Here is a 22,439-nt window from a genome sequence, read left to right as displayed (position 1 = left end):
TTTCCTTTAAAAGGAAAGCAATAATGGTATCACTTATTTTATCATCCGTTTTGTTTTACTTTTCCCTACCTACCCCGCTCTTCCATTCCCAAACCAGTTTTGTATTAGAAGATGCGGAAGGTGAACTGCTGAATGCAAGCATTGCAGCCGATGGTCAGTGGCGATTTCCTTACAATGAAGCCGTACCGGAAAAATTCATTGAGTGCATCACCACTTTCGAAGACAAAAGGTTTTTCTACCACCCCGGTGTTGATCCCATTGCAATTGGAAGAGCTGTATGGCAAAATGCAAAAGGCAATAAAGTAGTGAGTGGTGGCAGCACGCTCAGCATGCAGGTCATCAGGCTAAGCAGGAAAAAGAACAGGAACATTTTTCAGAAGCTGGTGGAGAGCATACTGGCTGTTCGGCTAGAATGCGGCTACAGCAAAAAAGAGATTATCGCTTTGTATGCAGCCAATGCACCTTTTGGAAGTAACGTGGTAGGCCTGGACGCAGCCGCATGGCGTTACTTCGGCAGAAGCGCCAGCCAACTTAGCTGGGGCGAAATGGCAACTTTAGCCGTACTGCCCAATGCGCCTTCTCTTATTCATCCCGGCAAAAACAGGGAGGCCCTGCTCCGCAAGAGGAATGCGCTGATTCAAAAACTCCTGCTGAATAAAAAAATAGATACGACCACCGCAGAGCTTGCTTTATTGGAACCATTGCCAGGTGCACCATTACCACTACCGCAGCTCGCTCCTCACCTGCTCGATCGCTTCAGGAAAGAATACCCTCTACTACAGCAACAGGATCATGAAGTTTCAACAAGAGTAACAACAACACTTCAAGCCACTTTACAAAAGCAGGTAACGCAAGTTGTAACTCGCCATCATAGCAGCTTCCGTGGCAATGGCATCAACAATGCCGCAGCAATGGTAATGGAAGTAGAAACCGGGAATGTGCTGGCATATGTAGGAAACGTGTACAATCCCACAGATCCTGAACTGGAGAGCCATGTAGATGTGCTTGCTGCTCCACGCAGCCCCGGCAGTACACTAAAGCCGCTGCTCTATGCTGCACTACAGGCCGATGGTCAAATTCTGCCACGGCAGCTTATACCAGATATTCCAACACAGATTGGCGGCTATACACCACAAAACTTCAACCTGCAATATGATGGCGCTGTACCTGCCAACCAGGCCATCAGCCGCAGCCTGAACATACCTGCGGTTAAAATGTTGCAGAAGTACAAGTACCAGCGGATGTACAACCTGCTGCAACAGTACGGTTTTACTACACTAAAAAAACCTGCAGATCATTACGGCCTCAGCCTCATTCTCGGCGGCTGCGAGGTAACACCATGGGAGCTGGCAGGTGTGTATAGCAGCCTTGCAAGAAGTTATTTGCACCAGGAGAAGAATAAAGGCAAGGTAGTGGGTGATGATTGGCACATGCCGAGGTACCAAATCAAAAATCAACAGTCAAAAATCAAAAACCAGGAACCTGTAGGTCAATCAACAGCTCAACTAGTCAACCAATCAACTAATCAACTGATCAACTATACTGCCCTCTGGCACACCTTCAATGCGATGCAGGAGGTGATGCGGCCCGGTGAAGAAGGTCTTTGGAATATGTTTTCTTCAGCGCAGCGTATAGCGTGGAAGACCGGAACAAGCTTTGGCTTTAGAGACGGATGGGCTATTGGTTTTACACCAAAATATTGTGTGGTGGTTTGGGTGGGCAATACTGATGGTGAAGGCCGGCCAGAACTTACAGGCATCAACACTGCTGCTCCTGTCATGTTCGACATTTTCCGCCTGCTGCCAACAAGCAAATGGTTTCAACCTCCTTCATACGACTTTGCTTATTTACCTATTTGTCACCAAAGCGGTTACAAGGCAGGAATGGATTGCGATGCGGTTGACACAATGATGGTTTCCATATCTGCAGCCAATGCATCCTCTTGTCCTTACCACCGCAAAATACATTTAGATCCTACTGCTACTTTTCGTGCGACTGAAGCTTGCATTCAGCCATCTGATATGGTGCACAAAAGCTGGTTTGTTTTGCCACCAACAATGGAATACTACTACAAGAACAAGCACGCTAACTACCTGCCGCTGCCTCCATTTATGAGTGGCTGCGAAACGGATCAGTCAAGGTCGCTGGAGATCATCTATCCTGAACAGAATGCACAACTTTATATACCTAAAGAATTCTCTGGCGAAAAAGGCAGAACGGTTTTTACGGCAACACATCGAACCAACGCAGCCAAGCTTTTTTGGCATATTGATGACCAGTATTACGCCACCACCACCCGCTTTCACCAATTAGCACTTGATCCTTCGCCTGGCTGGCACACACTTACCGTAATAGATGAAGCGGGGGAGTCTAGCACCCGCAGGTTCCAGGTTCTGCAAAAGGATTAAAATAAAAAGCGGCTGCAGAAACTGCAACCGCTCATTATTTAAAATTCACCAAAGACTATCTCATCGGGAAAACAAAGCCTGCATGCACGCCTATGTTACCCAATTTGGTATTCATGTCATTTTTTGTATAACCGGAATAGTTGTAAGTAGCGCCAAGCTTGATTCCTGTTTGCGGCAACATTCCACCTACAGGAATAATAACACCTGCACCAGCCTGTACCATTAAAGGAAATGCTGTTTCACTGCCACCAAATTCTCCAAGATACTGGTCGTAACTAACAAAGCTTAAACCTGCGCCTGCAGAAACATACGGCTGAATAAGCTGTTGCGTATTGCTTCCCATAGGGAAATAAGTACCACGTAGTACCAGCGGAATGATGTCAATAGAATTTGTTTTTACCGCCGAAATGGTTTGATGATCCTGTGTTTGGTAAAGCTGGCGTCCAAACTTCTGGTGGTAATTCTGAAAACCAGACATTAAACCCAACTGGAACTTGTTGCTAACAGGATAGCTGATTTCACCAATTGCACCTCTAAAAGAAGTATTGTTTATCTGGTTCGTTTTGAAAGATCCTGTCGGTATACCAACATTGTAACCCAACTCCATTCGCAGCCTGTTTTGCGCATTTGCAGTATTACTCATCGCTGCAAAAAGCACTGCTATAGCTAATATTATTCTAGTCTTCATTGTTATTGATTTTTTCTTAAGTAAGGTGATTGTTCAAAAAGCTGCTTAACCTGGCTTGCCGCTGTATTAGCATTGAAAATTCCAGATCCCCTGATGAGGCCGCTCCAGATACCATTGATGCGGTTGTTAGCAGAAGCATTTTTTAGGTCAAGAATATCTATAGATAATGCTCCTTCAGTAATTGAATATGTGGCGAATCCAAAAGGTGATCCGAAGCCCATACCGCCATAGCCCCACATCCATGGATCGTAGAAGCCACCGTAGTTACCCCAGTAGTTACCATAATTGATAACGCCAGTTGAGGTGTTGTAGATCCGGTTTACGTTAACAGCCAAATCCGGTTTATCTGTTCTGTTCACCATGGTATAACCACGACCCTGCATTTCAGCGCGCAACGCACTTATAAATGCAATGTCTGAAGTTGTTTGCTGCCGAGTAACCTGGTTATTATTAATAACCGTAACCGAGTCTGAAATAGTAAAAGTAGCATACGAACCAAACCTTGCTGTAGAATCGTGGTTCGTAATATAGATCCGCGATTCCTCCTGCGTCATTCCCTGAAGTGGATCCTTAGAGCAGCCAGTTAATGCTCCCACTGCAACCAAACCAGCTATTAAATAGTGCTTTTTCATAAGTTATCATATGTTTAGTAAAAGATGTTTAAACTTAATCAAAAGCAATGCCCTTAAGGCTTACAGCTTCGTTAACACCTCAGTGGTGGAGGCAAATCAGCATTTTTTAGCTATCCTTTATATAATATCAGTCTCAACAAGTCTTTGAGTTTTTTTTCTGAAAGGATAAGTAGGTGAAGCTGGGGAAATAGTTAGGTAAAATGCCAAGTTGATGTTGAACAATTACAACACTGCCAATGTCTGCAGATGATTTGTCAGTTTTCCACATAAAAAATGGCGATGCTAGATGATGAACTTTAGAAAAAGGGTGAAAAAGAAAAAGCCCTCAATATGAGGGCTCAATCAATATTTATAAAGTAAGCTTAAGCTTCTACGGCACCTTCTACCAATACAGTAGCCTTGTTATTCAAAACCTCCACAAAACCACCCTGGATAGAATAGTTAGAAGATGTGGTTTTATCAACAATCACTTTAAGATTACCTTTTTTTAAAGCGCTAACCAACGGAGCATGTTTGTCTAAGATTTCAAACAAACCATCAATACCTGGCAATTGTACACCGTACACTTCGCCACTGTAAAGCTTTCTTTCCGGGGTCAATATTTCTAGAGTCATAGTTTGAGATTTGTGCATTGGGATTTTGATAGACCGGATGTACTTTTTAAAAGCACACCTTCTGGTTTCAAATTATCCTTTCGCCTGCTCCATCATTTTCTTACCTTTTTCAATTGCATCTTCCAAAGTTCCTACAAGGTTGAATGCAGCTTCAGGATATTCATCCACTTCTCCGTCCATAATGGCGTTAAATGCTCGGATGGTATCTTCAATGCTTACAAATACACCTTTCAAACCAGTAAACTGCTCTGCCACGTGGAATGGCTGAGAAAGGAAACGCTGTACTTTACGTGCACGTGATACAGTCAGTTTATCTTCATCAGATAATTCATCCAGACCAAGGATAGCAATGATATCCTGCAGTTCCTTATAACGCTGAAGGATCAGTTTTACACGGTTTGCACAATTGTAATGCTCATCACCTACAACTGCCGGGGTAAGGATACGTGAAGTTGAGTCCAGTGGATCCACCGCAGGGTAAATACCTAAGTCAGCAATCTTACGAGACAATACCGTTGTTGCATCCAGGTGAGCGAAGGTAGTCGCAGGAGCCGGGTCAGTCAAGTCATCCGCAGGTACATAAACCGCCTGTACAGATGTAATTGAACCGTTCTTAGTTGAAGTGATACGCTCTTGCATTAGACCCATTTCAGTAGCCAATGTTGGCTGGTAACCCACCGCTGATGGCATACGACCCAGTAGAGCCGAAACCTCTGAACCAGCCTGCGTGAAACGGAAGATGTTATCTACGAAGAACAGGATGTCACGACCTTTGCCCTGGCCATCTCCATCGCGGAAATATTCAGCGATAGTTAGACCGCTAAGTGCCACACGAGCACGAGCTCCAGGAGGTTCGTTCATCTGTCCGAATACGAAAGTTGCTTTTGAGTCTTTTAGTTCTTCAAGGTTTACAGAGTCCAAATCCCAGCCGCCTTCTTCCATGCTATGCTTGAACTTTTCACCGTATTTCATGATGCCTGCCTCAATCATCTCACGCATCAGGTCATTACCCTCACGTGTTCTTTCACCCACACCGGCAAATACTGACAAACCACCATAACCAATAGCGATGTTGTTGATCAGCTCCTGGATCAATACGGTTTTACCTACACCCGCACCACCGAATAGACCAATTTTACCACCCTTGGAGTACGGCTCAATCAGGTCAATTACTTTGATACCAGTGAAAAGTACTTCAGATGAAGTGCTCAGGTTTTCGAATAATGGTGGCTTATTGTGTATAGGACGACCACCTGTTTTAGGAACCGCTGGCAAACCATCAATAGGATCGCCGGTTACATTAAACAAACGACCGTTGATACCTTCTCCAACCGGCATAGTAATAGGCAATCCTGTATCCAATACCTGGGTACCACGTACAAGACCTTCGGTACCATCCATTGCAATACAGCGCACGCTATCTTCACCAAGGTGCTGCTGAACTTCCATCACCAGGGTGTCGCCGTTTTCGCGTTTTAATTCCAGGGCGTTAAGTATCTCAGGCAATTTTCCGTTGAACGAAACGTCCACAACGGCACCGATCACCTGTTTAACCTTACCAACGTTAGCCATATAAAGTTGATTTGACTTTTAAAATTTGCGGCAAAGGTAATGGAAAGACCATTCTAAAAATGAAAGTTTTAGCAGATGATTCAAGTCATTTATAGTAGAAAGTTTAATTTATCGTGCTCTGCCACTCGTTTTGACAGTCAGGAAGTGATAGCTGGCTGATCCCTTTTCACCAAATGGCTATCTTGCACCCATGATCATCAAAAAAGCGGAATATCTTATTTCCAGCCCTGATTTTGCACAATGCCCTGCCCCCGACCGGCCAGAATATGCATTTATTGGCCGAAGCAATGTAGGCAAGTCATCGCTGATAAATATGCTGGCAAATAATCAGAAGCTGGCTAAAACATCTTCTTCGCCGGGAAAAACGCAAATGATCAACCACTTCACCATAACCAGCAGCCCCAGCGAGTTGTCGAAGAATACAGATCAGTGGTATTTGGTGGATCTGCCGGGATATGGTTTTGCCAAAGTTTCGCAGAGTAGCCGACGCAAGTGGGAACAGATGATTGAGAACTACCTGCGCAAACGCGAAAACCTGCTGCATGTATTCGTGCTCATAGACAGTCGTATTCCGCCACAAAAAATAGATCTTGACTTCATTAATCAACTGGGCGTATGGCAGGTGCCTTTCAATATCATTTTTACCAAAAGCGACAAAGAGAAGCAAAGTGTGGTGGCAGCCAATGTAAAAGCATTTTTTGAGGCCATGCGAAAAACATGGCAGTTTCTTCCGCTCCACTTTGTTACAAGTGCCATTAAAAAGCAGGGGAGGGATAAGATCCTGGCTTTTATCAACCAGTCAAACAAAGAATGGTAAGGAAGAATAGGACGGTAGAGTAGATAAAGTATCGCAACCGGTAGAACCGGCTGAAGAAATATCGGGTGTAGTAGTGGTCAGTTTACAACCTTATTGGCGCAGCTGCTGCTGGCAAAAGCTTCGGGCTTGGCTTTGAAAGCAAATCCCATCCCTAAGATGTAACCCATAGCTTCTTTTAGCGCATCGTTGCTTTTGAAGTGTGGATTGGTATTGATATCGGCATGTACCTCCATATCTACATCGTAATCTGTAAACAGGTGGCATAGTTCGTATGCGATCTCAATACTTTTTGCTACTTCTACCAGCATTCTCTCTTTAATGCTGTACTTCAGGCGGGTCTTTTCGTTGTGGATATACATAAACCCTCCGTGGCCTTCGCGCAGAAAAACAATTACCGTGGCAAATTCAGTTTCCTGCCCTTTTACCTGGCTATCGGTGCCTATGCACACCTTCAGTTTGTTACCCGCTGCGGCTTCTTTCTTAATGGCTGTTTCTACCGCATCTTTTATTGGAAGATTTAATGGCTCACCGCTGAACTTTCTCCATTGCATATGTAATAGGTTTCTGTAATATACCCATTATTTCTAAGGAGAAGTGGCAGCAGGTATTAAAAATTTATTACTAATAAATACTTACGTGCGCAAGTAAACGGCTGAAAGTGTGCACGATAAATAATAACAAGTAGTCCTAATTAATATTGACCGGTACTGAGCATCACCAACGTACATGCCTCAACAGGTTTTATTCCTTTCTTCTTTGCCAGTTCGTACAGTTCATCGTTTTCTGTACCTGGGTTGAAGATGATCCTCTTTGGCTGCAGCCCCAGGATATAATCATAATAAGGAAGTTGGTTAGTAGGATTCAGATACAGAGTGATAGTATCTATATCTTCTTCTTCAGGAAGTCCTTTTTGTATGTCAATGCCTGCTACTGCTCCCTCTTTACGGCCCACCGCCACCACCGGGTGCTGGTAAGCACGCAGCTTGTTTATACATATATAGCTATACCTCGATGGATTGTCTGATGCGCCTAATACTAAAGTTTTCTTTCCCATCATTCCTTGTTTTTATCGTGAAAAAGTACAACAATTACACCAGCAGTTTTAAAACAGGTGGTACTGTTTACGGGGCAACTGCCTGATGATTGCCTCCATTGCCTGCTGCAACCCAGGGTAGCGAAAGGTGAAGCCTTCATTAGTAAGCCTAGATGGTTTTACCCACCTGCTTTTTAAGATAAGTTCTGTTTCTGTACCAATGAATATGGCTCCAACCTTCAGCATCCACTCGTAAGCAGGCAGGCCGATCTTGTGCCCTGTAACCTGCCGAAGCAACCGCATAAATTCAGCATTGGTAACAGCACCCGGTGCAGCTACATTGAAAACGCCTTCCAGTTCATCGTGCTGTTTTACAAAATCTATCACCCGGCACACATCATCTATATGTACCCAGCTAAACATTTGGCTGCCGCTTCCCTGCCTGCCGCCAAGGCCAAACTTTACAAGGTTGAGAAAAGGAACCATTACACCGCCAGGACCTAACGTGATGGCCATTCTTAAAGCTACTTTGCGGGTAAATGGTGTACGCTCTTCAAAAAATGTCTTCTCCCAAAGCTTACACACCTGCACGCTAAAGTCGTTGTGCATTTCACCAGTAAATTCATCCTGTGGCCGGTCAGTAGCATGGCGATAAATAGTAGCAGATGCAGCATTAACCCACAGCTTTGGCGGCGTTACAACTTCTCTTATAGCTTGTGCTATGGCCTTAGAAGCGTTGGTTCTGCTGTCAAAGATTTCTTGTTTATTCTTCTTCGTATACCGGCAATTCACGCTTTTACCTGCAAGGTTGATGACCATTTCAGCTCCGTCCAATTCTTTTACCCATTCACCTGCAGATTTTCCATCCCATTGTACCAGGCGCATATTCTCCCTTACAGTAAATTCTTGAAATGCATTATTACCAGCTGCCGGCTGCTGCCGGCTCAGTATTACCACCTCGTGCGTTGGGGCGTACCATTTGGCCAAGTAGCGGCCTATAAAACCGGTTCCCCCGGCTATAACTATTTTAGGTCTCATATGATTGGTTTTAGATGATGATTTCAGAAGGACGTTTTTCAGCGGTAACTATTTCGTGCACACATAGCAGCAAATAGTAAACAGCCATTACAGGGGCAGCAAGCAGCAATATCCAAAACACATTTTGAATTGGTCCATGAGAAACAGTGGCTAGTGCCAGCATAAAGACCGACAAGTAAGAAATGCCGTGGTAGATCTGCCTGCTCTTCTTATGCATGTGCCAATCCTTTACATGGTGTACCAACATACTCGCCAGCTGCCAGCTTCCAACTATAAAGTACCCGATGATGATCGTTTTTCCTTTATCCAGTAAGGCAGCCATAGCGAAGGCAACTACCAGTACAAGCTGAACGATCATGTCTATCTGTTTGATCTTTTTCATGATCATCGTTTTTAGGAATTAAAAAACAGGATTAAGTTTCCTTTCCAGTTGGGCTTTTTTGCGCAGCTTGAAAAAGATGTAGAGATTGAAGAAGTGCATGCCGCCAAGGATGAGGATGATCAAGCCAACTTTCAGGCTTAAAGTCTCAATCAGATCTTCTACCCCAGTTACTACAGTGTCTACATTCAATGTGTATACTGCATAACCAAGGTTAATGAGGTAGAAGCCGACCAGCAGCAGGTTGTTTACGCTTTTTGCTATTTCAGCATTTCCATGAAATATTTCAAGCAGGAACACATGGCCGTTCCGGAAAAGTGTACGTGCCACCCAAATGGTAAGGCTAATAGTAAGGACGAGATACAATGCGTAGGTAAGAATTGTGTAATTCATGATCTTTGGTTTTGATTTATATTATTATACTTTCAATAAATTTTGAAACATATTTCAGAAATAAAAGCCGCAAAAGCGGCTAGAGATTATCTCAAGCTTTTCTACCTGAACAATTTCAAGAAACTACCCCAAAACCAATTCTCTTCAGCTTTGATAATTGTATCCAGGGTTTTTTCTGCTTGCCCTGCAAACTTTTTAATGTTTCCTACAGTTTCGGTAAAAGCTTTCACATCTGCATCATTCTCTTCTCCTTCTATATTACTTAATTGGTTTAGCGTTTTCACCATTGGGTCCAGTTCGCGTTTTTTACGCTGGTACATAATCAAGGTGGCCACTTTCCATATGTCTTTCTCAGCTTCAAAAAATTCTTTTCGCTCACCAGGAGTGATCACCTTATGCACCAGGTCCCAGTCTATCAGCTCACGCACGTTCATGTTGGTGTTTCCCCGGCTAACACTCAGTTGCTCCATAATCTCTTCTGTGCTCAGTGGCTTAGCTGAAACCAGCAGCAAAGCATGAATTTGAGCCATGGTTCTATTGATCCCCCATTGGCTGCCAAGTACGCCCCAGCTTTGTATGAATTGTGCTTTTGCTTCTGGTAAATTCATAAGTCAAAGATAAAGAACTTATTCAACTTTCAAAATTTATTGAAAGTTTATTTTCCGGTAAAAAATTTGTTTGTTTATCTCTCTTTACCCCAGGCAGATTGTAAGATGTGATTTGTATGTGGTTTTTGATTGTGTGCTTTTTGCTTCCAATAATGCTTGTTTTATTTGTAAAAAAATCAACACCATGTACACCAAATTGCTTATGGGCCTGGCCCTGGTCTTCGTGCAACTCACCTCGAGTGCACAGTTTGAAACTGCCAAACAAGTTTTCTCTTCACCTCAGATGAAGACAGAGATCTTAAAACACAAAAAGGTGGCTATTCTACCTTTCAACGCTACCATCTCTTATAAGCGGATGCCGAAAAATTTTGACGCTGAAGGAAATAAGGCGGATGAAAAAGCACTATCTACACAACTGCAGCAAGGCATGTATACGTACCTGCTGCGTAAGTCTGAGAATTATACGGTGAATTTCCAGGATGTGGATCGCACCAATACAATTCTTCGCTCAAAAGGATTGTTTGACAGGATCCATGAAGTAACACAGGATTCATTGTGCGAGGCTTTGGGTGTAGACGCTGTAATAAAATGCAACTATGCTTACGAGAAAACAGGAAGTGAGGCAGGTGCTATAGCCAAGACTGTTTTATTAGGTGCAGGTTGGGGTAAAACAGCCAGCGGATCTCTTACCATGCAGATCTATAACGGGAAAGATGGCGAACTTCTATGGCGTTTTTATAAAGAAATGAATGAAGATGTGTTGGGTTCTGCCAACCAGGTAATGGAGAGAATGATGCGTAAAGTAGCACGCAACTTCCCTTACGAGAAATAAAGAAGATATAGATTTATCAACTGAAGAAGCGGCTTCAAACCTGAAGCTGCTTTTTTTATACCTGCCACTTTGCTGGTAACAAAGAAAAAGGCCGTCCATTGGACAGCCTTTCCTTATTATTTAAAAGATATGGTTCTACACCATCATCATCATTGGTTCTTCCAATAGCGACTTCAGTGTTTGAAGGAATGCAGCTCCTGATGCACCATCTACTACACGGTGATCGCAGCTCAAGGTTACCTTCATTACATTTCCTGGAACAACTGCACCATTCTTTACAACAGGCACTTTAGATATACCGCCTACTGCCAGTATACATGCATCTGGTGGATTGATGATAGCAGTGAATTCGTCTATACCAAACATACCAAGGTTGCTAATGGTAAAGGTGCTGCCTTCCCAATCTGAAGGTTGCAACTTTTTATCTTTTGCTTTCTGAGCGTATTCTTTTACTTCTGCTGCTATGGCACTTAATCCTTTCATATCAGCATTTCGCACTACAGGTACCAGCAGGCCTTCATCTACGGCTACTGCTACACCTATGTTCACGTGATGATTGTAACGGATCTTATCACCCAGCCAGCTGCTATTTACTTTTGGATGCTGCTTCAGAGAAACGGCTACTGCTTTCAGTACCATATCGTTGAAGCTGATCTTCACCTTAGATATCTCGTTAAGCTTACCCCTTATCTCTACAGCTTTATCCATATCAATAGACATAGTAAGGTAGAAATGCGGAGCAGAGAATTTACTTTCTGCTAAGCGACGTGCAATGGTTTTACGCATTTGCGAGACCGGTACTTCGTCGTAGCTCTCCATGCCTGCAGCTGCTTTTGGTGCTGCTGGTTTAGGCGCTTCAGCCTTAGGTGCTTCAGCTTTTGGAGCTTCGGCAGCCTGCTGTGGCTTGGCAGCTTGCTGCTGCGATGGTTGGTATGCGTCTACATCCTGCTTTACAATACGGCCGTTGTCGCCGCTACCTTTTACATAACGCAGGTCTACACCTTTTTCTTCAGCAAGTTTTTTAGCAAGTGGAGAAGCAATGATACGTCCTTCATTCACCACTTCCTGCTGTGGCTGCGCTGCTGGCGCTGCCTGGCTCGAAGCCTGTGGCTGTGGTTGCGCCTGCTCTTGCGGAGCTTCGTTTCCTCCGCTAGCAGCACCTCCACCTTTGGCAGCAGTTACTATGGCATCTATATCCATTCCTTCCTTACCTATAATACAAAGCAGATCATTTACTGCTATTTTATCTCCTTCGTTAGCACCCTGGTACAAGAGCACACCGTCTTTGTAACTCTCCAATTCCATGGTGGCCTTATCTGTTTCTATCTCAGCAAGTACATCACCTTTCTTCACCTGCTCTCCTACCTTCTTTTGCCAGGTAGCAATTACGCCCTCAGTCATAGTATCGCTAAGGCGTGGCATCAGCACCACTTCTTCCATTTTAGAAATGTCTATAGAAGAAGATTGACTTTCTTGTTGAGGCTGAGGTGCAGGAGCTGCTTCTTGCTTTTGTTCCTGTGCAGGAGCTTGAGCTTGTGCAGGCGCTTCCTGCGCAGGCGCTTCGGCAGAGGCACCGCCAGCGTGTTGTGCTACCAATGCAGACACATCTTCGCCTTCTTTACCAATAATTGCAAGTAGATCGTTTACCTGTAGTTTTTCGCCATCGGTAGCGCCGCGGTGTAGCAGCACGCCCTGCTGGTAACTTTCCAGTTCCATGGTGGCTTTATCTGTTTCTATTTCTGCAAGAAGATCACCTTTCTTTACCTGGTCTCCTACGTTCTTGTGCCATGCAGCTATTACACCCTCTGTCATGGTATCGCTTAGCCGGGGCATTAAAATCACTTCTGCCATACGTATGTTTTGTGCACAATAGCAGTTGGTTTAAAGTATTGTGCGTATGAATTTTAGGCGGTGAAATTACATGAAAATGATGTAAGGGCAAGGCAGCCCAGAAAAATTCTACTATGTAATCGCACATGAAAAAAGCGCAATCGTGTGCGCTCTTCTTTTCCTGTTTTTGTTGATCAATAATCCAACTCAAGTTTTAACCGGTCACGCAGTTCTTTTATCAGTGGATACTGCTCAATCAACACATTATATTTTTCACGGGTGGTAAGATTTACCTCCACTTCCCTTTTTTCCTGCGGCACTTCCTGCACTATTACCTGGTAGCCAATATTCCGGTTGTTGAAAAACGACTTGAGGTGTTCCAGCAGGTCCAGTTTTTCTCCGTCAATGAATTTTTGTTCCAGGGATGTAGAAACAGTGATAGAGAAATGGCTCTCGTTTACACACTCCAGGCGAGCAATATTGAAAACAGTTACCACTGAGTGTTTCAGCTGCTGCTTCAGTCGTTCTACATATATCTGCCATGCTTCCTGCAGTTTTTCATCGCAAAGATCAATTGCCTGCTTTACCTGTATGTTACCTTTTGCTCCTAAATGTTTGTCGCGGATATTCTGCAACAAAGATTTCTTACCTCCGGCTGCAGGCGGAGGTGGCACTGGCCGTTCAGCCACGGCTACTTCCGCAATTTCTGCCGCCACAGCGGTTGCACTGGCAGTAGCCACAGCAGGCATTGCTGGTTTTGGTGCTGGTTCGGCAAGTTGGTTTGCTGCTGGCTGCGTTTGAATATAAAGTTTGGCTGCAGGCGGGGAAGCTGGTGCAGGCGTAGGAACAGGAGCTGCTCCCGGCTTTATTTGCAGAGACCTTATTGGCTCAAACTTGAGCGCTACCGGACCGTTAACCCTCTTTTTTTTTACCACCGCGCCGGTCTCACTATCGTAAGTAAGTGAAATAGCCTGCTGCAGGAAACTCAATTTTATGAGCGTCATCTCTACATGAAGGCGTTTGTTACGGCTCATTTTGTAGTTGATCTCTGCTTCATTTAAAATATTGAGTGCACCTACCAGGAATGCAGGCGAAACGCGCTTTGCAGTCTGTTGGTATTTTTCCTCCAGTCCTTCTACCACGTCAAGTAGTGAAGCTGCTTTAGGATTTTGCGAAACCAGGATATTACGAATGAACTCAGCATAACCATTTAGAACAAGGTCGCCTTCAAAACCTTTACGGTTTATCTCGTCGTAAAGGAGCATAGCGCCAGCCATATCCTGGTTTAGCTGCGTATCCAGTAGTTTGAAATAATAATCGTGATCAAGAATGTTCAGGTGCTCCAGCGTGTTCTGGTAGGTGACGCTGCCATTGGTAAAGCTGACGATCTTATCGAGGATACTCAATGAATCCCGCATACAGCCTTCACTCTTCTGGGCAATCACCTGCAAAGCTGCTTTCTCTGCCTGTATCTCTTCTTTTTTAATGATATCCTGCAGGTGCTCTACCGTATCGTTGTTGGTGATGCGTTTGAAATCAAAAATCTGGCAACGGCTAAGAATTGTAGGAAGTATCTTATGTTTTTCGGTAGTAGCCAGAATGAAAATGGCATAGGATGGCGGTTCTTCCAGCGTTTTCAGAAAAGCATTGAAGGCACTTGAGCTGAGCATGTGAACCTCATCCACAATGTACACCTTGTATTTTCCTGCCTGTGGCGCAAAGCGCACCTGCTCTACCAACGCCCGAATATCATCTACTGAGTTGTTGCTGGCAGCATCCAGCTCGTGTATGTTGAGCGAAGCCCCATCATTGAAGCTTTTACAGCTGTTACATGTGTTACATGCTTCGCCATCGGCTTGCAGGTTTTCGCAGTTGATGGTTTTAGCAAGAATACGAGCACAGGTTGTTTTACCCACACCACGAGGTCCACAAAATAGAAATGCGTGAGCCAGTTGCTCGTTGCGTATAGCATTTTTAAGTGTGGTAGTTATATGACTTTGACCAACAACCGTGTTGAAATTCTGGGGCCTGTATTTTCTAGCTGAAACAATAAACTTCTCCATGTAAATCGCCTTGTATAGTGGGCAGGGGTGCAAATTAGCAAAGTTTGCTAATGCTGTTAGCGGTTGTTTTGCACAAGATGTTCTTGTAAAACCAATTGTAAACAACCATAATGTCTTGCTGCCTGTTTCTTCAGAAGTTACTACTTTCAGGCGCTTGAACCTATTTGCAGGATGCACTTGTACTTTTATACAAATCTTATCTACCCGCTTCTGCTCTCGTTGCCATTCTGGATCTTTACCAGGTTTATTACCTGGCATATTAACCGGAAAAAGGGAAAGTCACTGAACGTGGGGAAAGAGACAATCCTGCTACTGTTCTACTTATATATGGTGGCTCTTCTAAATCTTACCATTTCTAAAAATTTTGGCTCACCAAATCCTGAAAGCCCGATCAGCAAGGTAAACCTGGTGCCGTTGGTAAGGGTTTATGAAAGATATATTTATGCGAAGGATAATGCAGACGTTTCGCACATGCACACGCTGTTACAGGATGTTATTGGCAATATGATCCTTTTCCTTCCGCTGGGCCTATTGCTGCCTGTTTTGTTCAAGAGACTAAGAAAATTCTGGATCATAATCATGCTTGCAGCCTGCCTTTCAACATTTATTGAGGTATACCAGTTTTTCCTCCGATACGCTCACATTTACCGGTTTTCCGATATAGATGACATCTTCTGGAACATCACCGGCGCATGCATTGGCTACAAGTTGTTCAAACTTGTCGGTAAAAGAAATGCAGCCACAATGCCTGGTTGAATTTTCTGCTGAAACAGCGGCATCCAGATTTTACTGGACGCCTACTACAGGATGCCTTTCAAATGTTTTTGACCTGTCGAAAATGTAACGGTACGTGGTCATCATGCGGCTTTGCGTTCCGCCAATGGCTTTGTAAATACCAACCATGCGCGGGTTCCAGTCTCCAGCCCAGCCCATTTCAATAGATTGATATTTCCCTTGTTCACGTATGACCAAAGCGCCTGAATAGATCATAAAAGCATCGATACCCAAAGCCTGAAATTTTGGAACAATACCAAATGCTACCCCATTGATCTTGTTGCTGGGCCTGGACCGTTGAAACCACAGCAACTGCAGTTTTTGCCACCAGCCAAACTTTCCATTGAAGTATTTAAAATATTGGTTCAGGTCCGGAATGTTGAGCCACATTCCTATAGGTTCATCTTTGTAATAAGCAAACCAAACCAGCTTCTCATCCATGATGGGCTTCATCTTCTTAAAGATCTTCAGAGCTTGTTCACCGCTGATCTCCTTCCCTTCTTCGTGCTGGGCCCACGCCAGGTTGTAAACAGTAGAGAAATCCTTTGCAAATTTTTCAAGCTTTGTCTTGTCTATGTGAACAGCTTTATAATCAGGTTTAGCTGCGAATTTTGCGTGCCGGGCTTCGTATTTTTCGCTTAGGGTGCCGTAGACAGCCAGCGTGTAATAATATTGGTTGTAAAAATTCTGGAAACCATAGTTCTCCATCAACAGCTGGTAGTAAGGCGGGTTGAAAGAGATGCCATACAAAGGCTCTTCATCAAAACCCTCCACCATAAGCCCCCACCACTTGTCTCTTTCCAGGAAATTGATAGGACCATCCATTGCTTCCATACCTTGCTGTTGCAACCAGCTTTTTGCCGTATCGAATAACAGGTTAGCTGCAGATTGATCCTTCACACAATCAAAAAAACCAACACCACCAACGGGCATTGCATCTCCCTTATTCATATATTTTTTACTGGTAAAAGCGGCTATTCTGCCAAGAAGTTTTCCGCTGTTATCTTTTAAGATCCACCTGGTGATGGTACCATGCCTGAACGCTTTGTTCTTTTCAGGATTGAAAACATCTTCTACTTCATTATTGAGCGGCCGAATGTATTTTGGATTGTTTTTGTTCATCAAGGCATTCACCTCGAGGAAGTCGTTAGCAGTTTTATGGTCTTTTACTTCTATTACTGTCATTTGGTATCTTTTTCTTTTTAGACGGTCCTCCTAAAAAAGGCAAGTTAAAGCGAATGGGGACACTACGCCGTTTTTTGATGACCGGAACCACACTTTGATACTCCAGGTAATAGATCTTTAGAAGAATGATAAAATAAGAAATGAGTACCGGTCCAAACACTAAACCGGCAATTCCAAAATATTGAAGACCCATAATCACGCCCAGTACCGTAACAATGGGATGTACATCTGCCATCTTTTTTGCCAACACAAACCTTACTACATTATCAGAAACGCCTATAACTAACACGCCCCATAAACCTAAGAAAATGCCCTCCCAGGTTTGATTGACAGTAAAAAGATAAATGGTTGCCGGTGCCCAAATAAGCGCAGAACCAACAATGGGTACTATAGAAGCAAAACCGGTCATCACTGCCCAAAATCCAGCTTCAGGAAGCCCAACTATAAGATATCCTATATATCCGATTACTCCTTGTGCTACTGCAATGGCAGGCACACCAATAGAATTACTAAAGGTGAGTGCTACCAGTTCCTTTCCAAACAGCTCTATTTTTTCCCGCTTGAATGGCAGGAAGAAAACAATTGCTGCCTCCATCCTATTTATGTTGATAAGCATAAAGTAAAAGAAGAAGTACAGCATAGAGATAGTAACAAAGAACCCCAGACTTTCATTGAGCAAGTTGGTGATAGCGCCGGTAACAAAGGTTTTAACCTTCATAATGTTCTCATCTGAAAGAAAAGCCAGGTTGTAATTCTGCTGCAGCTTAGCCTGCAATTGATGAAGGCTTTGCACCAGCAAATCAGGATTGGCAATGTAAAACCGCCCTTTCTGGTACAGCAAAAAACCAACTATGAGAATAGGTACAATGATAATTATGAGCGAAATGAGCATAATGACTGTAGCTGCTGCCGGCTTCTTCCAACCGCGCTTCACCAGCTTGTCCATTCTTTTCTTACTAAGCACATAAAAAATAACTGCACCTAAAAACGCAGTAAAAAACTGGCTAAGGCTATAGTAAAGTATCAGTCCAAAAATGATAATGATGGCCAGGAAAAAATACCTGTTGATCTTATGATCGAGCTTTTGAGGCTCTAAGCCTTTGACTGCAGGTTCAGTCTGTACTACTTTTTTTTCCTCCGGATCGAACTTAATTACAGGTATGTCCATTTTGTTTGGTAGAAAGTCACCATGTGTGCTTTAAACCTGGAAATGTTAAAAAATTGTACCAATAAACCAGTAGCTTAGGTAGCCGGGTGGTTTGAAAATTGAGACTGTAACCGCAGCAAATACTTTAGTATGGAACATGACAAAGCAGGATTTTTTGCAGAAGTAAAAGACATAGCTGAAAAATATGTACAAGACAGGCTGCTGCTGGCAAAGCTTGAAGCCACAGAAAAAGTAGCTGGTTTGGTTTCTAAACTGTATATCATATTTCCATTGGCCATTCTTGCCTTCTTCATCACAATGATTGCCTCATTCCTGGCAGGCTATTATTTATCGGTGTGGCTAGGCGCTTATTGGGCGGGTTACGGCATTATCCTGCTGCTTTATATCATACTCTTTTTTTGGCTGCTATACCTGCACCGCAGTAAGTTGAAACATACTGTGGCCAACAAAGTAGTAGAAGCCATTTTTGATAATAAACATGAATAATATGGAAAGGCTACACATTACCACAATACAAGAACTTAGGCAGGAAAAACTTCGGGTAAGACTTAGGATGGAGCAACGGCAAAAGGAACTGAGCCGTAAAATGTACGAGATACCGGCAGAGCTGGCAGCTGCAGGTGCCAATTCACTCATTCCTGCTTTCCTTAAAGGTAAAGTAACCAATGCTGCGCTTTCAGGAGGAAAGAAGTTGATCAATCGTTTTGTAGTACCGGAAGAGAGCGGACAAAAGAAACTTCCATCGGTTTCAAAAAGTATCAGCCTGATATCTGGTGCCAAAAAAATATTTTCCTTCTTCCGGAAGTAGTGCCGATTAAAAACCATTAACTGCAATTGCTACAAAGGCAATGGTAGTATCTTCGCCACCATGGCAAAATTTGCACACGATAACATTGTTCCTTTCAAAGAAAGTGAACTGACCAAGAAACAGCAGGTGGCAACCATGTTTGATAAGATTGCCTTCCGCTACGACTTTTTGAACCGTTTTTTATCCGCAGGTATTGATGTTGGCTGGCGTAAGAAGGCAATAAAACAACTGAAAGAAATTCAACCTAAACAGGTGTTGGATGTGGCAACAGGAACCGGTGATGTTGCTATTATGACCTACAAGAAGTTAATGCCGGCTAAGATAACAGGCATAGACATAAGCGAAGGCATGCTGGAAGTCGGACGGAAGAAAATTGCTAAGCTGGGCCTGGAAAAAGCAATAGAATTAATTAAAGGCGATAGTGAAAGAATAGAATTTCCTGATGCTTCATTTGATGCGGTAACAGTAGCGTTTGGTGTAAGAAATTATGAGAACCTGGAACGGGGACTAGGTGAAATGTTGCGTGTATTGAAGCCCGGAGGCAAATTGGTTGTACTGGAATTTTCGCGGCCAAAGCAACCTCTTTTCAAAGCTTTATACAACCTGTATATGAAGGTGGTGACACCAAGCGTTGGAAAACTGGTGTCAAAAAATAAGGACGCATACCAATACCTGAATGATTCTGTTAGGCGCTTTCCAGAGGGAGATGAATTCCTGCAAATATTGCAGGGTGTTGGATTTTCTAAAACATATAAAAAGTCGCTCACTTTTGGTATTGCCACTATCTATTGTGGTAGCAAGTAAAAATTCAAACAGCTAAAGTTTTGTAAATAGGAGCTATACAATGTATAATGCCTGTAGCATTTTGATGGATCAGGCTTCTATCGATTTCTTGTAAACACACCACTTTACAGGTGGAATTGCTTCCTACAAGTATTCGTTAACAAAAACGAAAAACAAGATTTTTTGTTCATAAGCAAAAGTGGAAGGCTATATTGCAAGCCCGAAACATCTTATTCAGCACTAAAACATTACGCGATATTTGAAGCAACTGTACTTATCTTTTTGGTCCGATATTTATTAAAGCAACAGTATGCAGAAGGAACCGCGGAAACTTTTTTTCTTATTCATTAGTTTGTGTTTTATATGTGCTACGGCGCAGAGCCAATACAGGGAGCTAAACCGACCTAATCATGATGACTGGCCTTATTACTTTGGCATGTCTATCAGTTATAATCACTCTTATCTTCATCCAAGTAAGCACCCAACTTTTTTAGAGAATGACTCCGTTCTGGCAGTAGAGCCTGGTAGCAGCGGAGGTCTTGCACTCGGGTTGCTTGCTACATTACAACTATCGCCTCGTTTTTCTTTACGTTCTAACCCGCAGTTGATTATTGGAGGTGCAAAATATTTTACGTACGATCTCAAGTATCCAAACTTTGATGGACATTATGTTGAGACAAAGACGCTTCCCTCCACCATTGTAAGCTTCCCACTGCAGGTAAAATTCAATAGCGACAGGATAGGAAATTTCAGAACCTATTTGTTGAGCGGGGTAAAATATGACATAGACTTAGCGAGCAATTCTACAGCAAGGAATGCAGAAGACCTTGTGAAACTAAGGCGAAGTGATTTTGGTGTAGAAGCAGGAATTGGTTTCAATTTCTTCTTTCCTTTTGTAACCTTTTCTCCTGAAATAAAATTCAGCACAGGTTTATCCAACATCCATAGCCGCGACCCGAACTTGAAATACAGCAATGTTCTGGACAGGCTACAATCACGCATGATCGTATTCTCTATAATCCTAGAAGACTAATAAATACAAATCTCCACATAAAAAAGCGGGGCATCTATAAGAAGATGCCCCGCTTTTCATTTATGCATCAGTTCTAGAAGTCAAAGGTCCGGCGTGGCATATTCCAACGCAAACCTGCATTCAATATGGTAGCATTACTTCTACCTCCGCTCTCCAAACGCATGTTGCGGATCACTGTAGACACATCAAAAAACATATTCTCTCTTATTTCATAAGAAGCGAGCAGGTCAATGTTCAGTACCCGGGCAGTGTTGCCACTTCCTACCAGGTAACCTTCTAACCTCGTTTGCCCTGTAGTAGGATCTATTACTTCCCTGTCAAAATAGTTTCTGAACGGGTTGCTACCGTAGTTGATACCCGCAGAATCCAATCCTTGTTTATAATAAATAGCCTTTGCCTGCAAGTAAAGTTTATTTGTCACCTGCGCTCTGGCTATACCAACAAATTCCTGGAAATTAGCTCCCAACGGGTGAGCAAGTGGCATGTTGTAATGCGTGTAATTAGCAACAGAGTCAAAATGGGAATAACTAAAAGGACGCACCCTGTTAGACTCCACCTGCAGATCAAGGTTGCGAACACCAAATGCATCAATATACTTTGCACCTACCTGGTACCCATATTTATTAGCCCATCCACCTTTCAGATTTATCAGGTCATTCAACCTGAATTCATCAAACATCAATTGACCATATACCTGAAAGGTGCGGAAGATATTCACCTTCGCATCCAGTCCTACCAAAGCATTATCCGGGCTACCTATTTGTTGTTCTGCTGGCCTTATGAACATCACTGGAAGCAGGTATTGAAAGTCAAAATGATTCTTTCGTCCAAAAACAACTGCATCAAACAAACCCACATTCACTGTCTTTCCAAGATTCACGCTCAGGTGATTCATCCTGAAATATTTCCGGGACATTAAGCTACCTCCGGTATGTTTAGGGAAATCTGGGATCAATTCCATATAAAGGTTCTGGTAATTGAACTTCCAGATCCTGGTATTGATCTTCAGGAAAGTAGCATTATTGGAAAAGTCACTTAAGAATAAGCTGCGGTGCCCGACACCAATAAAGTGCTTATCATACCCAAACTGCATATCAATATACTTTGCAACATTCCAGGAAACAGATCCTCGTACATCAAAGTAATCCACACCAGTTTTCTTAAAAGGCTTGTAAAAGCCAGCACCCGGAACAGCTCTCCATTTACTAATGAACTCCTGTACGTATAGCGGTGGCCGTTCCTGGTTCTCAGTAAAGTAAATATGGAAACCAACGCGCCTGTCTATCATTCCACGCAATGCAAAGCCGCGGCTGTTATAATAGATGTTCTGATCATTACCCGCTTCAAAAGATTGCCTGTAGGTAAAAAGAGGATTGACAGCAAGGAAGAAATTATCCTTGTTCACTTCCAGCATATTGCCCTTGTTCTTATATAATGTATTGAAGATGGGCTTGCGACTTTTAAATGCTTCTCGTGGCCGCGACCACTCGCTATTGTTCATCAGGAAGCGTTCCATGTTGTACCTGTCTATCGGCGTTAAATTGGGTGCATTGTGATGGTTAAGCTGGTATAAGCTATCCAGCTTTTCCACTTCCGCTACTACCTGCCTCCGATTGTATGGTTTTATGGTTGAATAATTGAGATTTTGATTAGCAGATTTTATTTCAAGCCTGTCAACAAGTATATAGTCTTTTGTGCCCGGTAGCAGGTAAGAACTTTGCGCTAACAAACCAACGGGTAATAAAAAAAGTAAAAAGCTGGTAAACGATTTAATTTGCATG

23 protein-coding genes are annotated in these 22,439 nt (G+C 43.2%); 8 read left to right on the top strand and 15 right to left on the bottom strand.

Going from position 1 to position 22,439, the window contains the following annotated elements; translation table 11 throughout:
* Positions 1–23: 23 nt before the first annotated feature.
* Positions 24–2,408: a penicillin-binding protein 1C gene (pbpC, locus tag J4N22_RS13785; RefSeq protein WP_242692220.1), complete on the top strand. Its 2,385-nt coding sequence runs from the start codon at positions 24–26 to the stop codon at positions 2,406–2,408.
* Positions 2,409–2,463: 55 nt separating this feature from the next.
* Here pbpC and J4N22_RS13780 read toward each other — a convergent pair whose 3' ends face one another.
* The 4 genes from J4N22_RS13780 to atpD all read right to left on the bottom strand — a co-directional run bounded on the left by J4N22_RS13780 (position 2,464) and on the right by atpD (position 5,914).
* The gene (locus tag J4N22_RS13780; protein ID WP_207495487.1) at positions 2,464–3,096 is read right to left on the bottom strand and encodes an outer membrane beta-barrel protein; all 633 of its coding nucleotides are present in this window, start codon (positions 3,094–3,096) and stop codon (positions 2,464–2,466) included.
* A 2-nt stretch (positions 3,097–3,098) separates the two neighbouring features.
* Positions 3,099–3,728 carry a DUF4136 domain-containing protein gene (locus J4N22_RS13775; protein WP_207495486.1) on the bottom strand — a complete coding sequence of 210 codons (630 nt, stop codon included), beginning with the start codon at positions 3,726–3,728 and terminating at the stop codon, positions 3,099–3,101.
* 362 nt (positions 3,729–4,090) lie between these two features.
* Positions 4,091–4,342 carry an ATP synthase F1 subunit epsilon gene (gene atpC / locus J4N22_RS13770; RefSeq protein WP_207495485.1) on the bottom strand — a complete coding sequence of 84 codons (252 nt, stop codon included), beginning with the start codon at positions 4,340–4,342 and terminating at the stop codon, positions 4,091–4,093.
* A gap of 72 nt (positions 4,343–4,414) precedes the next feature.
* The gene (gene atpD / locus J4N22_RS13765; protein WP_207495484.1) at positions 4,415–5,914 is read right to left on the bottom strand and encodes a F0F1 ATP synthase subunit beta; all 1,500 of its coding nucleotides are present in this window, start codon (positions 5,912–5,914) and stop codon (positions 4,415–4,417) included.
* 190 nt (positions 5,915–6,104) lie between these two features.
* Between atpD and yihA the strand changes: the two genes are divergently transcribed.
* Positions 6,105–6,731 carry a ribosome biogenesis GTP-binding protein YihA/YsxC gene (gene yihA, locus J4N22_RS13760; RefSeq protein ID WP_207495483.1) on the top strand — a complete coding sequence of 209 codons (627 nt, stop codon included), beginning with the start codon at positions 6,105–6,107 and terminating at the stop codon, positions 6,729–6,731.
* Between the two features lie 77 nt (positions 6,732–6,808).
* Here the strand turns inward: yihA and J4N22_RS13755 are convergent, their stop codons facing one another.
* The 6 genes from J4N22_RS13755 to J4N22_RS13730 form a co-directional block, all read right to left on the bottom strand.
* Positions 6,809–7,282 carry a ribonuclease H-like YkuK family protein gene (locus J4N22_RS13755; protein WP_207495482.1) on the bottom strand — a complete coding sequence of 158 codons (474 nt, stop codon included), beginning with the start codon at positions 7,280–7,282 and terminating at the stop codon, positions 6,809–6,811.
* 140 nt (positions 7,283–7,422) lie between these two features.
* A complete protein-coding gene (locus tag J4N22_RS13750; RefSeq protein ID WP_207495481.1) occupies positions 7,423–7,788 on the bottom strand; it encodes a CoA-binding protein in 366 nt (121 codons plus the stop codon).
* A gap of 45 nt (positions 7,789–7,833) precedes the next feature.
* Positions 7,834–8,802, bottom strand: coding sequence for a TIGR01777 family oxidoreductase (locus J4N22_RS13745; protein WP_207495479.1), 969 nt, complete (start codon positions 8,800–8,802; stop codon positions 7,834–7,836).
* Positions 8,803–8,812: 10 nt separating this feature from the next.
* Positions 8,813–9,184, bottom strand: coding sequence for a hypothetical protein (locus tag J4N22_RS13740; protein ID WP_207495477.1), 372 nt, complete (start codon positions 9,182–9,184; stop codon positions 8,813–8,815).
* A gap of 18 nt (positions 9,185–9,202) precedes the next feature.
* Positions 9,203–9,574, bottom strand: coding sequence for a hypothetical protein (locus J4N22_RS13735; RefSeq protein WP_207495475.1), 372 nt, complete (start codon positions 9,572–9,574; stop codon positions 9,203–9,205).
* Between the two features lie 101 nt (positions 9,575–9,675).
* Positions 9,676–10,182, bottom strand: coding sequence for a GbsR/MarR family transcriptional regulator (locus J4N22_RS13730; protein ID WP_207495473.1), 507 nt, complete (start codon positions 10,180–10,182; stop codon positions 9,676–9,678).
* A 184-nt stretch (positions 10,183–10,366) separates the two neighbouring features.
* Here J4N22_RS13730 and J4N22_RS13725 point away from each other — a divergent pair, with 184 nt between their 5' ends.
* Positions 10,367–11,014: a hypothetical protein gene (locus J4N22_RS13725; RefSeq protein WP_207495472.1), complete on the top strand. Its 648-nt coding sequence runs from the start codon at positions 10,367–10,369 to the stop codon at positions 11,012–11,014.
* A gap of 135 nt (positions 11,015–11,149) precedes the next feature.
* Here the strand turns inward: J4N22_RS13725 and J4N22_RS13720 are convergent, their stop codons facing one another.
* Together J4N22_RS13720 and J4N22_RS13715 are read right to left on the bottom strand one after the other, a co-directional pair.
* Positions 11,150–12,865 carry a pyruvate dehydrogenase complex dihydrolipoamide acetyltransferase gene (locus tag J4N22_RS13720; protein WP_207495471.1) on the bottom strand — a complete coding sequence of 572 codons (1,716 nt, stop codon included), beginning with the start codon at positions 12,863–12,865 and terminating at the stop codon, positions 11,150–11,152.
* 173 nt (positions 12,866–13,038) lie between these two features.
* Entirely contained in the window at positions 13,039–15,165 is a 2,127-nt protein-coding gene (locus tag J4N22_RS13715) for a DNA polymerase III subunit gamma/tau (RefSeq protein ID WP_242692219.1), read from the bottom strand.
* 30 nt (positions 15,166–15,195) lie between these two features.
* On the opposite strand from J4N22_RS13715, the gene J4N22_RS13710 reads away from it, so the two are divergent.
* Positions 15,196–15,663, top strand: a complete 468-nt coding sequence (locus tag J4N22_RS13710; RefSeq protein ID WP_207495470.1) for a VanZ family protein — start codon at positions 15,196–15,198, stop codon at positions 15,661–15,663.
* 30 nt (positions 15,664–15,693) lie between these two features.
* Here the strand turns inward: J4N22_RS13710 and J4N22_RS13705 are convergent, their stop codons facing one another.
* Together J4N22_RS13705 and J4N22_RS13700 are read right to left on the bottom strand one after the other, a co-directional pair.
* Complete coding sequence (locus J4N22_RS13705) at positions 15,694–16,866, bottom strand: hypothetical protein (RefSeq protein ID WP_207495469.1); 1,173 nt, start codon at positions 16,864–16,866, stop codon at positions 15,694–15,696.
* Positions 16,838–18,034, bottom strand: coding sequence for an AI-2E family transporter (locus tag J4N22_RS13700; protein ID WP_207495468.1), 1,197 nt, complete (start codon positions 18,032–18,034; stop codon positions 16,838–16,840). Before J4N22_RS13700 ends, J4N22_RS13705 begins: the two co-directional genes overlap by 29 nt.
* A 129-nt stretch (positions 18,035–18,163) precedes the next feature.
* On the opposite strand from J4N22_RS13700, the gene J4N22_RS13695 reads away from it, so the two are divergent.
* The 4 genes from J4N22_RS13695 (at position 18,164) to porT (ending at position 20,658) form a co-directional block, all read left to right on the top strand.
* Entirely contained in the window at positions 18,164–18,520 is a 357-nt protein-coding gene (locus J4N22_RS13695; RefSeq protein ID WP_207495466.1) for a phage holin family protein, read from the top strand.
* Position 18,521: 1 nt separating this feature from the next.
* Complete coding sequence (locus J4N22_RS13690; protein WP_207495465.1) at positions 18,522–18,842, top strand: hypothetical protein; 321 nt, start codon at positions 18,522–18,524, stop codon at positions 18,840–18,842.
* Between the two features lie 60 nt (positions 18,843–18,902).
* Positions 18,903–19,646, top strand: a complete 744-nt coding sequence (gene ubiE / locus J4N22_RS13685; protein WP_207495463.1) for a bifunctional demethylmenaquinone methyltransferase/2-methoxy-6-polyprenyl-1,4-benzoquinol methylase UbiE — start codon at positions 18,903–18,905, stop codon at positions 19,644–19,646.
* A 289-nt stretch (positions 19,647–19,935) separates the two neighbouring features.
* Positions 19,936–20,658: a type IX secretion/gliding motility protein PorT/SprT gene (gene porT, locus J4N22_RS13680; RefSeq protein ID WP_207495461.1), complete on the top strand. Its 723-nt coding sequence runs from the start codon at positions 19,936–19,938 to the stop codon at positions 20,656–20,658.
* 73 nt (positions 20,659–20,731) lie between these two features.
* Here the strand turns inward: porT and J4N22_RS13675 are convergent, their stop codons facing one another.
* Entirely contained in the window at positions 20,732–22,438 is a 1,707-nt protein-coding gene (locus tag J4N22_RS13675; RefSeq protein ID WP_207495459.1) for a capsule assembly Wzi family protein, read from the bottom strand.
* Position 22,439 lies beyond the last annotated feature (1 nt).

Origin of the sequence: Aridibaculum aurantiacum (assembly GCF_017355875.1) — a bacterium.
Lineage (GTDB): Bacteria > Bacteroidota > Bacteroidia > Chitinophagales > Chitinophagaceae > Segetibacter > Segetibacter aurantiacus.
This window is presented reverse-complemented; position numbering and strand designations above follow the sequence as displayed.

Coding starts and splice junctions, on each gene's coding strand:
- J4N22_RS13775 (WP_207495486.1), bottom strand. CDS start 3,728: ATGAAAAAGCACTATTTAATAGCTGGTTTGGTTGCAGTGGGAGCATTA.
- J4N22_RS13750 (WP_207495481.1), bottom strand. CDS start 7,788: ATGATGGGAAAGAAAACTTTAGTATTAGGCGCATCAGACAATCCATCG.
- J4N22_RS13730 (WP_207495473.1), bottom strand. CDS start 10,182: ATGAATTTACCAGAAGCAAAAGCACAATTCATACAAAGCTGGGGCGTA.
- J4N22_RS13745 (WP_207495479.1), bottom strand. CDS start 8,802: ATGAGACCTAAAATAGTTATAGCCGGGGGAACCGGTTTTATAGGCCGC.
- yihA (WP_207495483.1), top strand. CDS start 6,105: ATGATCATCAAAAAAGCGGAATATCTTATTTCCAGCCCTGATTTTGCA.
- ubiE (WP_207495463.1), top strand. CDS start 18,903: ATGGCAAAATTTGCACACGATAACATTGTTCCTTTCAAAGAAAGTGAA.
- J4N22_RS13725 (WP_207495472.1), top strand. CDS start 10,367: ATGTACACCAAATTGCTTATGGGCCTGGCCCTGGTCTTCGTGCAACTC.
- atpC (WP_207495485.1), bottom strand. CDS start 4,342: ATGACTCTAGAAATATTGACCCCGGAAAGAAAGCTTTACAGTGGCGAA.
- J4N22_RS13755 (WP_207495482.1), bottom strand. CDS start 7,282: ATGCAATGGAGAAAGTTCAGCGGTGAGCCATTAAATCTTCCAATAAAA.
- J4N22_RS13675 (WP_207495459.1), bottom strand. CDS start 22,438: ATGCAAATTAAATCGTTTACCAGCTTTTTACTTTTTTTATTACCCGTT.
- J4N22_RS13720 (WP_207495471.1), bottom strand. CDS start 12,865: ATGGCAGAAGTGATTTTAATGCCCCGGCTAAGCGATACCATGACAGAG.
- J4N22_RS13690 (WP_207495465.1), top strand. CDS start 18,522: ATGGAAAGGCTACACATTACCACAATACAAGAACTTAGGCAGGAAAAA.
- pbpC (WP_242692220.1), top strand. CDS start 24: ATGGTATCACTTATTTTATCATCCGTTTTGTTTTACTTTTCCCTACCT.
- porT (WP_207495461.1), top strand. CDS start 19,936: ATGCAGAAGGAACCGCGGAAACTTTTTTTCTTATTCATTAGTTTGTGT.
- J4N22_RS13780 (WP_207495487.1), bottom strand. CDS start 3,096: ATGAAGACTAGAATAATATTAGCTATAGCAGTGCTTTTTGCAGCGATG.
- J4N22_RS13695 (WP_207495466.1), top strand. CDS start 18,164: ATGGAACATGACAAAGCAGGATTTTTTGCAGAAGTAAAAGACATAGCT.
- J4N22_RS13740 (WP_207495477.1), bottom strand. CDS start 9,184: ATGAAAAAGATCAAACAGATAGACATGATCGTTCAGCTTGTACTGGTA.
- atpD (WP_207495484.1), bottom strand. CDS start 5,914: ATGGCTAACGTTGGTAAGGTTAAACAGGTGATCGGTGCCGTTGTGGAC.
- J4N22_RS13705 (WP_207495469.1), bottom strand. CDS start 16,866: ATGACAGTAATAGAAGTAAAAGACCATAAAACTGCTAACGACTTCCTC.
- J4N22_RS13700 (WP_207495468.1), bottom strand. CDS start 18,034: ATGGACATACCTGTAATTAAGTTCGATCCGGAGGAAAAAAAAGTAGTA.
- J4N22_RS13735 (WP_207495475.1), bottom strand. CDS start 9,574: ATGAATTACACAATTCTTACCTACGCATTGTATCTCGTCCTTACTATT.
- J4N22_RS13715 (WP_242692219.1), bottom strand. CDS start 15,165: ATGCCAGGTAATAAACCTGGTAAAGATCCAGAATGGCAACGAGAGCAG.